16 protein-coding genes and 2 pseudogenes are annotated in these 14,357 nt (G+C 53.8%); 7 read left to right on the top strand and 11 right to left on the bottom strand.

Annotated elements, in window-relative coordinates; genetic code table 11:
* Nucleotides 1-75: 75 nt before the first annotated feature.
* The 3 genes from ACW9HX_RS14910 to ACW9HX_RS14900 all read right to left on the bottom strand — a co-directional run bounded on the left by ACW9HX_RS14910 (nucleotide 76) and on the right by ACW9HX_RS14900 (nucleotide 2,788).
* Nucleotides 76-732 carry a DUF2931 family protein gene (locus ACW9HX_RS14910; protein ID WP_457381209.1) on the bottom strand — a complete coding sequence of 219 codons (657 nt, stop codon included), beginning with the start codon at nucleotides 730-732 and terminating at the stop codon, nucleotides 76-78.
* Nucleotides 732-2,273, bottom strand: coding sequence for a phospholipase effector Tle1 domain-containing protein (locus ACW9HX_RS14905; RefSeq protein ID WP_457381208.1), 1,542 nt, complete (start codon nucleotides 2,271-2,273; stop codon nucleotides 732-734). Before ACW9HX_RS14905 ends, ACW9HX_RS14910 begins: the two co-directional genes overlap by 1 nt.
* 245 nt (nucleotides 2,274-2,518) lie before the next feature.
* Nucleotides 2,519-2,788: a hypothetical protein gene (locus ACW9HX_RS14900; RefSeq protein ID WP_085610622.1), complete on the bottom strand. Its 270-nt coding sequence runs from the start codon at nucleotides 2,786-2,788 to the stop codon at nucleotides 2,519-2,521.
* Nucleotides 2,789-3,035: 247 nt separating this feature from the next.
* On the opposite strand from ACW9HX_RS14900, the gene ACW9HX_RS14895 reads away from it, so the two are divergent.
* Nucleotides 3,036-3,437, top strand: a complete 402-nt coding sequence (locus ACW9HX_RS14895; protein ID WP_457381207.1) for a hypothetical protein — start codon at nucleotides 3,036-3,038, stop codon at nucleotides 3,435-3,437.
* Nucleotides 3,438-3,503: 66 nt separating this feature from the next.
* Here the strand turns inward: ACW9HX_RS14895 and ACW9HX_RS14890 are convergent, their stop codons facing one another.
* The 4 genes and pseudogenes from ACW9HX_RS14890 to ACW9HX_RS14875 form a co-directional block, all read right to left on the bottom strand.
* Complete coding sequence (locus ACW9HX_RS14890) at nucleotides 3,504-3,866, bottom strand: DUF6124 family protein (RefSeq protein ID WP_457381206.1); 363 nt, start codon at nucleotides 3,864-3,866, stop codon at nucleotides 3,504-3,506.
* A 228-nt stretch (nucleotides 3,867-4,094) separates the two neighbouring features.
* Nucleotides 4,095-4,715, bottom strand: coding sequence for a GyrI-like domain-containing protein (locus ACW9HX_RS14885; protein WP_457381250.1), 621 nt, complete (start codon nucleotides 4,713-4,715; stop codon nucleotides 4,095-4,097).
* A pseudogene (locus tag ACW9HX_RS14880) lies at nucleotides 4,692-4,781 on the bottom strand (hypothetical protein); the annotation flags it as partial. The gene ACW9HX_RS14885 and the pseudogene ACW9HX_RS14880, both read right to left, overlap by 24 nt.
* Nucleotides 4,769-4,894: pseudogene (locus ACW9HX_RS14875) on the bottom strand (hypothetical protein); the annotation flags it as partial. The pseudogenes ACW9HX_RS14880 and ACW9HX_RS14875, both read right to left, overlap by 13 nt.
* A gap of 141 nt (nucleotides 4,895-5,035) precedes the next feature.
* On the opposite strand from ACW9HX_RS14875, the gene ACW9HX_RS14870 reads away from it, so the two are divergent.
* Together ACW9HX_RS14870 and ACW9HX_RS14865 are read left to right on the top strand one after the other, a co-directional pair.
* Nucleotides 5,036-5,437: a GFA family protein gene (locus ACW9HX_RS14870; protein WP_457381205.1), complete on the top strand. Its 402-nt coding sequence runs from the start codon at nucleotides 5,036-5,038 to the stop codon at nucleotides 5,435-5,437.
* A 228-nt stretch (nucleotides 5,438-5,665) separates the two neighbouring features.
* Nucleotides 5,666-6,211, top strand: coding sequence for a DinB family protein (locus ACW9HX_RS14865; protein ID WP_457381204.1), 546 nt, complete (start codon nucleotides 5,666-5,668; stop codon nucleotides 6,209-6,211).
* A 911-nt stretch (nucleotides 6,212-7,122) separates the two neighbouring features.
* On the opposite strand, the gene ACW9HX_RS14860 is transcribed toward ACW9HX_RS14865, so the two are convergent.
* The 3 genes from ACW9HX_RS14860 to ACW9HX_RS14850 all read right to left on the bottom strand — a co-directional run bounded on the left by ACW9HX_RS14860 (nucleotide 7,123) and on the right by ACW9HX_RS14850 (nucleotide 9,170).
* Nucleotides 7,123-7,896, bottom strand: coding sequence for an SDR family NAD(P)-dependent oxidoreductase (locus tag ACW9HX_RS14860; protein WP_457381203.1), 774 nt, complete (start codon nucleotides 7,894-7,896; stop codon nucleotides 7,123-7,125).
* Nucleotides 7,897-8,001: 105 nt separating this feature from the next.
* Nucleotides 8,002-8,298: a YciI family protein gene (locus ACW9HX_RS14855; RefSeq protein WP_457381202.1), complete on the bottom strand. Its 297-nt coding sequence runs from the start codon at nucleotides 8,296-8,298 to the stop codon at nucleotides 8,002-8,004.
* Between the two features lie 59 nt (nucleotides 8,299-8,357).
* Nucleotides 8,358-9,170: an SDR family NAD(P)-dependent oxidoreductase gene (locus tag ACW9HX_RS14850; RefSeq protein ID WP_457381201.1), complete on the bottom strand. Its 813-nt coding sequence runs from the start codon at nucleotides 9,168-9,170 to the stop codon at nucleotides 8,358-8,360.
* 357 nt (nucleotides 9,171-9,527) lie between these two features.
* Between ACW9HX_RS14850 and ACW9HX_RS14845 the strand changes: the two genes are divergently transcribed.
* Together ACW9HX_RS14845 and ACW9HX_RS14840 are read left to right on the top strand one after the other, a co-directional pair.
* Nucleotides 9,528-10,529: an AraC family transcriptional regulator ligand-binding domain-containing protein gene (locus tag ACW9HX_RS14845; RefSeq protein WP_457381249.1), complete on the top strand. Its 1,002-nt coding sequence runs from the start codon at nucleotides 9,528-9,530 to the stop codon at nucleotides 10,527-10,529.
* Nucleotides 10,530-11,179: 650 nt separating this feature from the next.
* Nucleotides 11,180-11,584 (top strand): LecA/PA-IL family lectin, encoded by a 405-nt coding sequence (locus ACW9HX_RS14840; protein WP_457381248.1) that lies wholly within the window; start codon nucleotides 11,180-11,182, stop codon nucleotides 11,582-11,584.
* Nucleotides 11,585-11,965: 381 nt separating this feature from the next.
* On the opposite strand, the gene ACW9HX_RS14835 is transcribed toward ACW9HX_RS14840, so the two are convergent.
* Nucleotides 11,966-12,853 carry a LysR family transcriptional regulator gene (locus ACW9HX_RS14835; RefSeq protein ID WP_457381200.1) on the bottom strand — a complete coding sequence of 296 codons (888 nt, stop codon included), beginning with the start codon at nucleotides 12,851-12,853 and terminating at the stop codon, nucleotides 11,966-11,968.
* 124 nt (nucleotides 12,854-12,977) lie between these two features.
* Here ACW9HX_RS14835 and ACW9HX_RS14830 point away from each other — a divergent pair, with 124 nt between their 5' ends.
* Nucleotides 12,978-13,355, top strand: a complete 378-nt coding sequence (locus ACW9HX_RS14830; protein ID WP_457381199.1) for a YybH family protein — start codon at nucleotides 12,978-12,980, stop codon at nucleotides 13,353-13,355.
* Nucleotides 13,356-13,365: 10 nt separating this feature from the next.
* Nucleotides 13,366-14,352, top strand: a complete 987-nt coding sequence (locus ACW9HX_RS14825; protein ID WP_457381198.1) for a zinc-binding dehydrogenase — start codon at nucleotides 13,366-13,368, stop codon at nucleotides 14,350-14,352.
* The last annotated feature ends 5 nt before the right edge of the window (nucleotides 14,353-14,357 follow it).

Raw genomic sequence — 14,357 nt, 5'->3', positions numbered from 1 at the left:
TTAGAAATAATGGGGGGGGGGCGGATTTATTTCTCAGAAGTATCCGCCCCATTTTCCCTCAGCTTCACTCCCTGGCTACCAACTGCCGTACGGAATGCCAAATGTCTCGATGTAGCGTTTCGACTTTTCACTGACCGGATAAGCGTAACGACCTTGGTTCTTACCCTGACTCGGGCCTAACGGCTCGATCTCGGCTTGGGCTCGGGCCACTTTCATCGGATGATGGCACGAGTCTCTTACCCACACCTGCACGACGCCACCAGGCGCCAACCCCAGATAGATCGACGCCATATATCTCGCTTTTTGATCAGGCGTCTGCGGGCAACGCTGATTGGTAGATGACACCATCAGTTGCCTGGCCTCCTCAGGAATGTCCACCCAAACCTGCCATGTCTTCTGCTCTACGATGGATTGCCAGCGGACGTAAATACGAATGGGTAGGTCGGCACCCACTACTTTTCTTCCACTGCCGCCAACGCCCTTCCAGCCCCTTGCGGACTCTGTGCCGTCTTCAGGTTCACCGCCAGCGGCGGTACCGCCGCCAGTCCTGGAGAAGACTTTGCCGGTGATATCTTGCACAGAGCTGTCTTCCACCCAGACCTTCATGTAATCAGGCTCAATAAAAGCCATCTCCCACCATTCGGACTTAGGATCATTTTTAGCGGAAAGTGGATTAGCAGACTGGCAGCCAGTCATGAAAAGGGCACAGATGAGAGTGACGAGTAACTTCATTACCAGAGCGTCCAGTCAGGTACGTGAGGATGTTGCACGCGAATCGCGCCTGCCGTAGGCGCATTGATATACACGGCACGGAGACCACTACCGTCTCTGCGGCCGAGGGGATGGTTCCAGTTTGCGGACATGTGAATGTACTTCAGCTTCAGCTGTTTTTCCTCTTGTGGTGTAGTGCTGTAGTCACCTGCCACAAACCGGTTGCACAGCGATTGAAGCTCGGAAGGAACGGCCAACTCTGGCGTGTCCGGAATATCGTTGAATCGAACACCCTTTTCTTTAGCCAACTGGTGCATTACACGCAGATATACCCTGGATAGCTTACCGCTCACGGGGCGCTTGAGCTGAACGGCCACGTAAACGCGTTTCTTGCGAGTACTGAGCCTATCTTGCAGATCTACCGGAAGGAGCCGCGCAGCGGGGGTGACGATTTCCAACATTTTCGCCGGCCAACCCTTGTCCAACCATTGTTTTTTCACAGCCAGCGCATCTTGGTAAATCGAGGTGGTGGACACATCGGTAAATTGCGAAACCTCAAGGGATTGCATAGGGCTGATGAGCACACACTCTTCAACCTCATCGCGGTAACCCCCACCAATATCCGAGTGAACCCCTGGCAGCGTGATCTCCAAATGGTCGGCTTTGACACGACTCAGCGCAAAATTCGCTCGGCACTCATCTCGGGCAGATAATTGAACGACATCTGTAAAAAAACGACGGTCAAGGTACAACTTGATGCCCGTTGCGATTGGACTCTTGACGTCACCCAGATTCGACCATCCAGCAATCGAAGGCACCGTGTCAAAAAGGCCGATGAAGCCAATATTTATGCTGCTTTTGAATTGATCAACGAAGGTCCGGCTGAGGTGCTTTTCATTGTTTCTTAAAACATCCCCTAAAGGTCCCTGTTTTCCACGGGCGACTTCGTTGGCGAAATGCCGAGCGGCCGCAGCTCCGCGACTAAAACCGAATACATCAAATTTCAGCGAGGTAATTTCCCCACTGGGATGTAGATCCAACACGTCTTTTACACGCAGTTCAATCTCGGCGAATGAGCTTTGAACACGTCCTGCAACACCGGTATCACCTCGCCCAGTACCAGCACCGAACGTACTGTCCTGTTTACCAGATCGCGTTCCAATCCCCTCGACATACACCATCCGAAACGCTTGTTTGTACAAGCTATCCCCTTCGGCTTCCTGAGGTGCGAAATACAGCTCACTCAGCTTCTGCACATTACTTGTGTCGTTGGCATAGCTGCTATCAGGATCACTCATGAAAGGCTTGCAACTGGCATCGATATCTTCGGGCGCTATTGGATGATGGGCACCACAAAGCAAGCCTGCTGCGGTGTTATTCGCATTATTCCCCGTACCATCGAAGAACACTCCGATCCGCAGGGCCATGCCGATTTTTTCAGGCTCACGCGCAGGCTCTTTCCCGTGTTTCTCATACTCAGCCCAACGCTGGGCATGAATATCGACGGGTTTGGTGCCTGTGTTGCGATAGTTTTTAGGCGGGTTGGGAATGTAGCCACTCAATCCTTGATTCCTCGTTCTGATCCTTGAGAACGGGCCGAAGGGTGACAGTCGATGCAGGGTGGCGCAAGCCGTGGCCCAGTGCCAGCGCCTGGCTTCATGCGGAGAAGAACGGCTGCTCTTGTCGCCGCAGAATTGGGTTTATACCTTGAGATACACGTAATCCGGCACCTGACTCAAAACCAACCTCACAACAAGCGCTGGTGCGCACTTACCACGCAAGTCACGCACCAGGCTCATCTGAACAGTTACCACTGGCCGCTTGCGAGACAGCCGACAATTTCCCAACCGCTGTATTCCCACCAGGAATATCGATCATCGGAGCAACTTCTGGCCAGACTGGCCATGTGGATTTCGCCCGCTGTTTGTTGGGTACCGAAAGGCGTGCCAATAGAAGCTGTTACTTGATTGACAGTTTGAGGAGCCTTGAGGGTGGTCGGATGTACGGAAGCATTCGCGACGGTGGCGGTGAAAGCGAGCGTTGCGGATACGGCCAGAGCAGTGATGGACTTTTTCATTTTCGAATCCTTTCAGTTATCTGACATGCGGCTTGAGCATTGGCCTGACCTGCCTTAACCAATAATCTGAACAGATCGGGCGCTCGTAAAAAGCCTACCACCGCGCTGCCGGATGCACAGTCGCTCAACTGTGCTATTGACAAGCTGATGGAGTGAGGGGAGAGACTTTTTCGAACACTCCAGACTCGGGCAACGCGCCGGGTTCTTTTCCTGTCTATCACCCTGCGCACAATGGTGGCGCCACGCCATGAATGATAAGGTTCAGCCTCAAAATCACGGACGACACCTCGTGCACAAACAATGTCTTGCTGCAGCAGCGATAATCTTCACCATCAGCCTTTCCGCTCTTGCCTCTCCTGTTCCGCAGGAAGAGCTCGAAGAGTGCCAACGGATAGAAAACTCGGCCAAACAGGTCATGAAAAGCAGGCAGCAAGGCGCGCCCATGGATTCGGTGTGGGAACTGGCCGAAGCGGCAGGCAAGCAGAGCGAGTATGTGGGTGAGTTGTTCAAGACGCTGATTCGCGAGGCGTACGCGATTCCGCAGTACTCAAGCGAGAGCTTGCAGCAGAAAGCAATCAGCGATTTCCATTCCAATTTCTACAAGGCTTGCATCGTGACGGCGGAAAAGCGAGCCGGCGCAAACGGCTGAGCTCATCGAACAAAAAAGGAGCAGATTCAGGTAATGAATCTGCTCCTTTCTACTTGAGGGCGGCCTCTACGCTTTCAGCTCTACCTTATCCAGCGCCTGACTCACGGCCAGCCCCGCGACCATGACAACTTGCGCAATACCCAGCGCGGTTTTGCGGTGGCCGGATTCCAGGGTGGCGGCGAAGTTGTTGAGCATTTCGCTGGCTGAATCGAGTGATTCGCTGGCGTTCGCCAACAGGGATTCGCTGTCGTAGGCCGAGTTGGCCAGGAACATTGGGTCGTGTTTGGTGTGGCTGCCCATGATGCGTTGTTGCGGGGTCAGGTAATGGTCGAGGGCGCGTTCGGCGGCTTCGTTCAGGGTTCGGGAATCGGGAAATTGGTAGGGTGAGACTGGATCGGTTTCTGGCGGATTCGGTGTTGGTTTGATCATGGTGAAACTCCTGATTTTTGATTAGGAGCTACCTACATCACTTGCAGATGATGGGTGGCAGCTATGTGCGGGTCTGCAAGACCGGGAAACCAGGCACCCGGCAGACCCGAGGGTCTCCCGCACAAAGCCGCCATTGAGCGGACACAAACGAGCGTCCTTTTGGCAGGCTGTGCGACTGGTTTTTCCGGCGGGCTTGCAGACCCGATCACTGATGTGCAGTGACGGGAATCAAGTTACGGAGGGAGCCCCAGACGCACAAGCCGGCGGATTCTGTCTTAGCTGTAGGGGGTGACGCAAGGCGTTGTGGGCAGCGACCCATGACGAGAGGTTTCGTTTAAACAGGCTCTGCGTTCTACGTTTAATTTCGAGCAAGAGAGACGACTTCGACGATCCTTCGACGCAGGCGTCATAGCGGCACTTGTTGGCTGGCGTGAGAGAAGGATCGTCATAACCGATGCCGTAACACGGCTGATCACTGAAGCCATTTGAGTGCATCCACGGCGCAATGGTACCTCGCCAGAATTCACCGATGGCTGGCCCATATGGACCGATCAAACGTTGATACGCGACACGTGCTTTGGGTAAATCAACAATGCGTACATTCATGGCAATTTCTTCCGTCAGCCGATAAGAGCCGTCAGATTCACTGAACGCGAACTTATCTTCCTGACGAATATTGCCGAACACCTGATCAGGATTGCTCTCTTGGCCGCCTGGATGCTGTCCGATTGCGGCCGCCTGAGTTTTTAGCCGCTGAAGCGTCGTGGAACGCCAGGCCGATGGCGTGCAGCCGAACTTGAGTTTGAAGGCGCGCGCAAACGCTTCGCCCGACTGGAAGCCGGTGGCCAACGCGGTTTCAAGCACTGTTTCATGGCTGCTACAGGACAGCCGGAACGCCGCTTCAGGTTGAGTTCGTCGACAAAAACGTCGACTACTCGCACCGGATTGGTATCGCTGACGTAGTCGTCGAGGCTCTCGGGAAGTAAGGTGCCTTGGCCTCGATGTTCACATTGGATAAAGTGCTTCATGGGCGATCCCTGCGATGAAATCCTCAGAAATCATAGCAAGGGGTCGCGAAGACGTTTTTACACACTCTGGGCCGAAAGCAGTCGGTCGACTGATAGCACCAGGACAGTTACGCTGGCATTTTCATTTGCCCGGAACAGCGTATGACACAGGTGCATCAAGGGAGCTGCTTATGCTCAGCTGTCCATTACGAGCTACTGGTCTTACCAAAAGCAGTGAGTCATTGTCATTGCAGCCAGTGTCGCAAAGGTCACGGGGCAGCATTCGCCTCGTACGGAAGCATTCCGCGTAGCGCGCTTCGAATATTGCGCGGTTCCGCCAGCATCAAAACCTATGCTTCGTCAGAGACGGTATTACGCGAGTTCTGCATGGAGTGCGGTTCGACTCTATTCTGGTCACGATCTGAAGGTCAGTTTGCCGACTGGGTCTCCATAGCGTTGGGGACGCTCGATGCGCCCTTTCTGCCTCAGAAGCAGAAACACGTTCATGTCGACTCCGCAGTCCTTTGGTTCAAATCATCTAATTCATGCCCTCAGGTCGACTGACGGCTTTGGGTCGAAAGCAACCTTTTCTGACTGGCAGCTTTTGGTCGTTTTCCGCCGCTCGCGCCAGGCAGAAATCGGCCAAATGAAGACATTCGCCGAGCCAAATGCAAGCACCCAGCAAGAACGGTCCCTCCCCAGTTGCCCCCGAAACAACAAAGCCCAACACTAGACCGGGATTCAAGATGAGCGTGGATCGCTTATCAAGTATTCATTGAAGGGATGAGCATGATGAGCCGAACCAGTCATATTCGCCTAATGGCGACGTATAACGAGTGGATGAACGCAAAGATTTATGAGGCAGCCAGAAGCCTGCCAGATGAAGAACTCTCAGTGGATAGGAAAGCATTCTTTGGTTCAATTCTTGGGACGTTGAACCATCTGGTGGCCGGCGACACTGTCTGGCTAAAGCGATTCGCCAAGCACCCAGCGAACTACTTGGCTCTGGGACCGATTCGGCAGCTTCCTGCGCTCAAAAACCTGGACCAGTTGCTGTTCTCGAACATCCGAGAACTTTCGGCACATCGAGAATGGCTCGATCAGAAAATTGTCGATTGGTCTTGCTCCATTGCAGAGTCGGATCTAGATCACACCCTCAATTACACAAGCATGAAGGGAATACCCGCTGACAGGGGCTTTTATGGTTTGCTCATGCATTTCTTCAATCATCAAACGCATCACCGTGGACAAGTGACTACCTTGCTTTCACAAACGGGGGTCGACATAGGTGATACGGATCTGGTCGTCCTCATTCCATCCGAGCCCTGCACAAAGTAGAAAAGCCCAGCTCAACCAGATGTGATCGGGTCGGTGAAACAGTGCAGCCATCCGGGCTGGTTGCCGATCCCGAGTGACGTCTAACGGCCAGAAGATGCCAGTCACAAAAAGCTGCTTTCGACCCAAAGCAGACAATACGGAGAACCTATGTACACAGTGACCGTCGTTAGCGAACGGCCCGACTTCAGGTGCTTCCTGGATTTGCTCTATGGCCCTGGGCGAAACGTAGACACGGATGGTGACTCATACCCTTTGAACAGCCGCTCTTGGACATACCTGTATGTGAAAGACAGAGAGAGCGATGACCCTTACATCGAAATCCAGGCGAGCGAGGTAGATGTTTCAAGGTTTACCGTACAGTCCGACTCGTCGAGGCTGGAGGCGCTGGCTGCGTTGTACTTGTACCTGACCTGTGGTGGGTCAATCTCCTCTTCAGATCAGACGCTTGATAAAGCCGCCATCGAAATGTTGTGCGACAGATATTCCGTTGAGCTCTGCCGAGCCCATGGATCTATTTGGCATCAGTCGACAGATAAAGCGCCTTACTAACAGGAGTGAACGACGGCTTGTTTCGGAGCGCGCAAACGTCCGCTCTTGGCCGATAGCTGCCGGCCAAGGGGATACGGCTGTCTTCAACAGGCCTTTCGGCCAAAAGCGGACATACGACCAATCAACGGAACAGCGCTTGGCGATCCACAGCACTAGTGTGAGGTATCTATTGGCTAGGGGCCGGGCGTGCCCTGGTGGGCTAAGATGTCTGCGCATCTGAGGGCGCACTTTTCGACGACGGCCATCAGCTCTCGACGCTGATCGGCAGAGCTATAACATTACTTTCAGCCGCCTCGAAGGTTATGGAGTGACCTTCGAGGCAAGGGTAATGGCAACGCCTGCTCCTGGCGTCACCACACTTTTTAAGTGCGGTAGCGTGCTGCGGGTTGGGCGTTGCTGAAACCTTGCGCCAAGAGCCCGCGTTCCCGCTCGAAAGCTTCCCAAGCAGTAACGTCAGGCACAGGTGGAATGGTGACCAATTCCTTACGGTCAAAACCTACCAGTGCCGCATCTACAAGATCATCAACCTCCATGACGTCGGGCACCTTGCTGATGTCGCCGCCCGCACGTTCGTAAATTTCTGTACGCGTAGCTGCTGGCAGTACGGCTTGAACGTACACGCCCTTCGACGTGACTTCTGCCGCGAGGCTCTGCGAGAGCGTCAGGACATAGGACTTTGTGGCCGCGTAGATGCCATGGGAGTATTCAGGTAAAAGGGCCAGAACTGACGCGATGTTGATGATCGATCCCCTCCCACGTTTCACCATCCCACCAATGACGGCTGATGCTAATAACGTTGGGGCAAGGACGTTGAGTCGCAGTAACTTGTACATGTCGGCAGATTCGGCTGTGGCGAAATCCCCCATCAATGCGGCCCCGGCATTATTGACGAGAATATCAATCGGTGGTTCTGAGCGCAGCCGTTGAAGCACCGGCTCGATCTGAGCGCTGTCAGTCAAATCAGCAGTTATGACGTCGATGGAAACACCATGTTCGTCACGTAACTCAGTGGCGAGAATGTTGAGTTTGTCGGTCGCACGAGCGACGAGAACAAGGTCATGGCCGCGAGCGGCAAACCGGCGAGCATAAACAGAGCCTATGCCGCTCGATGCGCCAGTGATAAGTGCAGTTGTCATATCTATTTCCTACTGTTGGCATTTATAAATTAGTGGACAGCCGCCTGCTAAGCATTAAAGTCATTTACTTAATAAAAACAGCTCAGCGATATCGAAGCCCACGAATCATCCACGCGCCTTCAAATGAAGCATTGCGTAGTGTTCGTAGTGCCCACTTCCATTCTTTACGATAGGGTCTTGCGATGTGATCGCTGCGATATCCTGATCATCATCAACTTGATACAGCGAAACACCATAGCCACCATCAGGATCAATCACAGGGCCGTGGGCCACGACCACTCCCTGCTCAAGAAGCTCATTCAGATAACTACCATGTTGAGTCATCCACTGACGCTCGTCGGCAGTCATTGTTGCCAGGAAGTCCGCGCGTGGCGGGATATACTTACAAAGATAATATTTCATAAGTTATTTCTCATTGCCTGAGCACATACGAATCGACAAAAAATTGCCTTATAGATCTTCTATAGCTTTTTACCTGATGCAATGCTTTTAAATATTGCATTCTCGAACATTTTGGGTAGATAACTTTGAAGGAACAAAATCATGCCGGCCATCTTTGCCACAGGATTGCTGAACTTCGGTTCTTTTGTGCCGATAAGCTTGATGATAGTGCTCACAACGGCGTGCGGCGATTCTGCTTCATCTATACCCTTTTGTGTTACCAGGTTCACTTTTGTACGGTAAAGGTCGTAGTCGGCGATCTTGCTATCCGTAACAGAGTGAGCATTCAGCCCCAAACTTGTTTTAAACCAGCCGGGCTCGACCACGCTGACATTGATATTGAATTGATTCAACTCGAAGCGTAAAGATTTAAAGTATCCTTCCACTGCGTGTTTTGATGCCGAGTAGTAAGAAAGATTAGGTGGACCTATCAACCCTACAATTGAACTGACTGTGATGATCTGGCCATTTTTCTGTTTTCGCAATTGCGGCAACACTGCATTTGTAACCTTGACGGTGCCCCAGAAGTTTGTTTCGAATTGCTGACGACCTACTTCTACAGGTGTTTCCTCCGCAATCCCAGTCACCATATAGCCAGCGTTATTGACCAAAACATCCAAGGTTTTTATGTTTTTAAACAGCTCATCAGTAAACGACCGGATAGAACTATCATCGTCAATATCCAGACGCAGTAATTTGAATGGGACTGTGCTGGCATATTTTTCCGGATTGCGACTCGTGCCAACGACGTTAAAGCCTTGCTGGTGAAGAGTGGTGGCAAGCATCAAGCCGAATCCCGATGAGGCACCGGTGATTAAAACTGTCTTTTTCATATGACTACCAATAGAGAGGAGAAGCCCAAAACACGTCTTGATCTAGAAGATGCTTTGTTCTGTATTTTCTCGATAACGATACGATCATCGAGATCGGTCAGTTCAACATCTCAGATAGGCATACATTGCTCGCCTAATGAACGGTTGGCACTCGCCTAACGCGCCAACTTCACTTCGAAAGGCGCCAATTTTTCCTGGTATTTCTGGCGCAATCCGCCGTTGTCGTGGCGTGATTGGCGGCCTAAACTGAGCCCTAAAATTCAAAATAAATCTCCCCATGAGTGCAGTACATTTCCCATGATCGTTAAGCGCAGCTCAGCTTTGGACTATTCAGTTTGGCCAGGATGGCGGGTATTGATGCAAGATGCGGGACTGGCAACTGCTCCCGTTTTGCGTCGCGCGCAATTACCAGGCGATTTGTTTACGCGACAGAACGTTCGCCTAGACTCGGCAAACTTCTTCAAGCTTTGGGAGGCTATTGAAGCTGAAGCCAAATCTGTAAACGCCGATTTGCCCGCTCCCTTGCAAATTGCTCAGGTCATGTCGTCAGACTGGTTTGACCCGGAGCTTTTTGCCGCGCTGTGCAGTGCCAATATGGGCAGTGCCCTCGAGCAGATTGCTAAATATGTGAGGCTAATTGCGCCCATGGTGATTCGGGTCGTGCGGACTAATTCGCATACCACCGTCACTATGGATTTTTTAGACGCCTCCGAGCCACCTACTGTGTTTTTAGCATTCAAGCTCGTCTTCTTTGTTCAACTGGCAAGGTTGGCGACACGTAGCGCTGTGCAGCCGTTGCAGGTGAACTGGCCATCGCCGTCAACCCTTGGCTCGGACTTGAATGCGTACCAAGCCTACTTCGGCGTTCCAGTGACTGATGCGCCACAGGCCAGCGTGGTATTTGCAGCAGCGGACGTCGAGCGACCTTTTCTGACAGAAAACCATAAGATGTGGTTGTTCTTTGAGCCCAGTCTGCGACAGCGTTTGTCCGACCTGGACAGGACATCCGGAATGGTCGAACGGGTACGCAGTACGCTGCTTGAGTCTTTACCGGCGGGCGCGGTATCGATGCAGGAAATCAGTCGAAAACTGGGGGTCAGCACCCGCACGCTTCAGCGTAGGCTGCAGGACGAAGGGACTACGTACCAGCAGACGCTGGATACTTTGCGCGACTCCTTGGCACGCCACTACCTGCGCAATACCGCTATGTCGAGTGCGGAGATATCGTTTCTTTTGGGGTTCGAGGACTCCAACTCTTTTGCTCGCGCATTTCAATCGTGGACAGGAAGTACGCCCCGCAAGGTGAGGGCTCAAATGGATAATTCCAGCCATCCCTTGGCTGATAGTTCAGGCGAATAGGAGGGGTAGATCGCCGCAGATTAAATAGACACTCGGGAGCGTCCGCTTCGGGCCGATTTTTACCTGTCACCACCGTCCGCATTGGGTCGAAAGCAGCCTTTTGTGACTGGCAGCTTCTGGCCGAAAGCGGTCATTCATAAGCGTCTACTTTCGACCAGAAGCACCCATTCAGCATGGTTACGCTCTCACCCGAAGTGAATGCCAACTGCAAGCGACCGCATTTCCAAAGCCATTCGAAATTTCCGTTTATGCCTGAACCGTCCTTTTTCCTCTGCCTGTGCGCTACCACCGATTTCCTTCTCTTCGCCCCAGTTTTCAGGGACTTTGAATATTACAGAGACGTCCTGTTTTTTTGACAGCCCTCCCCCGCTTTCTATAGTCAGCTCGCGACCTGCGGGAAGGAATCCCAAGCCGTCAGAATGAGCCTGGAACTCCGGCGATTCGTCTCTTTGAGCGTAGATTCCTTCACTAGTGCGTACGCAGGCCACAAAGCGAAATCGTTGTTTTCTCCCGGCAAATGCCAGGGAAATCACTATGGAAAAGGAGCTTCACAATGTCTCAATCCGATATCTGGTCCGGCACAGTCGATGCGAAACTGGAGAGCGGCAAACAGACAGGTTTCAAGGTCAAGAAGGGAGACGTGATTACGAATCGCCTCGGGATGGGTAGAACGCGGTTCAGGAAGAGCTTACGGTCCTCAAGGGGATGAGAGTCTCGTGGGTTCGTACAAGCCTGCCGGGCTGGTCTATCCGGACGGACTTGTCGGTGCGCTCCTGATGAAAATCGGCGATGACTATCTCACCCCGATCAATAACGGCGTGCTCCGCTGGACAGTACCGACCGATGGAGAACTCACCTTTCTCGTCAATGATCTGGCGGGCGATTACGGGAACAACAGCGGCTCATTCAACGTCAGCGTCGAGAAGAAAACGATCAACACCGAGCCGGCAGCCGATGTGCTCAAACGGGGGCGGCTACCTCGACACGAACAATCACGCCGCTGCACCGGAGCTTTACAATGTCTCCACCGCGGAAAAAGCGAACCGCGGCGTTGAAAAAACCGGTCAAAAAACTCTCGACTGGGTCGTCTTGTACGGCGCTGTCGGCTCACAGATCTACATCGGGGATCCGGTCAGTCTCCGGAACGAATACAACAATTCTCAAGGTGGATACCTGGATACCTGCAATCACTTCTCAGGACGAAAGACCCTGGGTTATCACGTCTATACAAACCGCTCGCCGAACAGGGCCGGTGTCGGCACCGGAAGCTGGAAAGTCCTGAGGGCCATCACCTCGGGTCCTAACGCTCGATAGACAGTGCTCTTGTTTCCGAGAGTCGGGATTGCAACGCCCCTTCAGTAGGGTATCGGAACTGATTCAAACGGCCCCTTGGCTACAAGGGGTCAACTGTGGAGCTTTCGACCAGAAGCTGCCCCTTACCCGCAAGTAGAAGACGCTTGGGCCAGATACCCCAAATACCCCTGAGAAAAGTCGAGATACGCCCGCACAATGGCAGAAGGATGCCGATGCGACGGGTAAAGCAAGTTGATCTGTTGCTCCGGTAGCGGATGATCGGAAAGCAACGCGAGCAATGCGCCTTCCCGAATGGCATTCGCCGCCAGAAATGGCGGCAGTTCCGTGACCACATCACCGGCCAGTGCCCGGCTTCGAAGGTGTGCGTAGTCGTTGGTCGAGAGTATCGAGTCCGGCGTGAATGGCTGGTCTCCCAATTGCCATGTCGCATGACCTCCCTGACTCCACACCGCACAGGGATAGCTGTGCAGAGCCTCAACGGTCTCGGGGCTGCCCAACCGCTCGATCAATGCCGGACTCGCCACCAGAACGTGTCGATAAGTCAGCATACGGCGTGCGACCAGTGTTTCGTGGGCAATCGTCCCTACGCGCAAAGCGACATCGACACCGTCTTCAATCAGATCAATACGCCGCGCCGTGGTGTAAACGCTGAGCTGAATCTGCGGATATTGCCGCTGAAACGCCGAGAGTACGTCCCACCACGGTTCAAACGACGGCGGCAATGACAGCCGCAGGCGCCCCTTCAATTGCGCCTGATCACTGATCACGGCCTGTTCGCCCTCAATCAATGCCTCAATGCCACGGCTGGCATGTTCATACAAACGCATCCCCGAATCCGTGAGCTTGGTGCCTCGCACCGAACGCTCAAGCAATTGCACCTTCAACTGCTGCTCGAGCTCACGAATGCGTCGGCTCAATGTCGGTAGCGGAATGCTGAGACGCTCGGCGGCGGCGGACAGACTGCCGGTCTGCGCCACGCTGACGAACATCCGGACGGCATTAAAATCCATAACCCCTTCCCTCTCATATTTGAGATGAAGACTATCTCCTGCGTGGATTATCTTCCACATTCAATGGGTAGATAGTGCACTCGCTTGCTTGAGAAACAACCTTTCAATCAACAGGAGTGCCAACATGGCCATTCAATCCATTCTCAAAGCCTACGAAGTCGCCCTCAATGCCGCTGATACCGACACCATCCTCAGCCTCTACGGCAGCGATCCGGTGTTCATGCCGCAGCATGCCCCTGCCCTGATCGGTCGCGAGGCGGTGCGCGCCGGTTACGAGCAGGTGTTCAAGACCCTCCAGCTCAACGTGCGTTTTGACATCCATGAGATCGAAGTCACGGGTGATTGGGCCTGGGTGCGAACTTCATCGTCGGGCCGTACCCGCCTCCTCGCGGCCGGCATCGAAGTGACCGAAGGCAACAACGAGCTGTTCGTGTTTCGACGTGAAAACACCGAGTGGAAGATCCATCGGTACCTGTTCGCAACCAACCAGCCACGTGCCTGAGGAAACGACCATGAAAGCGTATGTGATTGAACAACCAGGCGGGCCCGAAGTCCTGCAACTGCGAGACATCCTGTCTCCCGAACCAACGCAGGACGAAGTAAAGATCCGCGTCCGTGCATTGGGCCTGAACCGCGCAGAAACTTATCTGCGCGCCGGCAAAATGGGCGACATCACTTCGCCGCGCGTGCCCGGCATCGAGGCGGTCGGCGAAATCATCCATGACCCTGCCGGCATCTTTCGTACCGGTCAACGCGTGGCCACGGCCATGGGCGGCATGCAGTTCAGCCGTAATGGCAGCTATGCCGAGCAGGTTACGGTGCTGCGCAACAACGTGGTCTCGCTGGACGGAACCACACTCTCCTGGGAAGAACTCGCCACGTTGCCGGAGGCCTATCTCACGGTTTGGGGGGCTCTGGACAAAAGCCTGGCCATTCAAAAGGGCCAGACGTTGCTGATACGGGGAGGAACGTCATCGGTTGGCCTGGCAGCCATCACTTATGCGAAGGCTCGCGGAGTAACAGTGATCGCCACTACACGCAACGCTGCGAACAGCCAGCGCCTTTACGAAATGGGGGCTGATGCGGTGCTCGTAGACAGCGGTGAGATCGCGCAGCGTGTTCGCGAAATCGCTCCCCAGGGCGTGGATGCCGCACTCGAAGTTGTCGGGGCCGCGACGCTGCGCGACACCACAAAGGCCTTGCGCCCCTTCGGCGCGGTGAGCGTCATCGGCCTGCTCGGCGGTGCGCCGATTCTGGAGCAATTCCACCTGATGCAGGACCTGCCTGCCGGGATCAGCCTGAACTTCTTTCCGAGCGGCTTATTCGGCACGCCGGCCTTGCCACTGACGGACACGCCATTGCTGTGGCTTGCAAAGGAAATAGCTGCCAAACGGATTCCGTCCATTCGTACCCAAACGTTCGCCTTCGACGAAGTTCGCCAGGCGCATCGCTTGATGGAAAGCGATCGCGCACTCGGCAAGCTTGTCGTCTTGCTCTGACATCA

It is taken from the genome of Pseudomonas sp. SDO52101_S400 (assembly GCF_054071635.1).
This window is presented reverse-complemented; position numbering and strand designations above follow the sequence as displayed.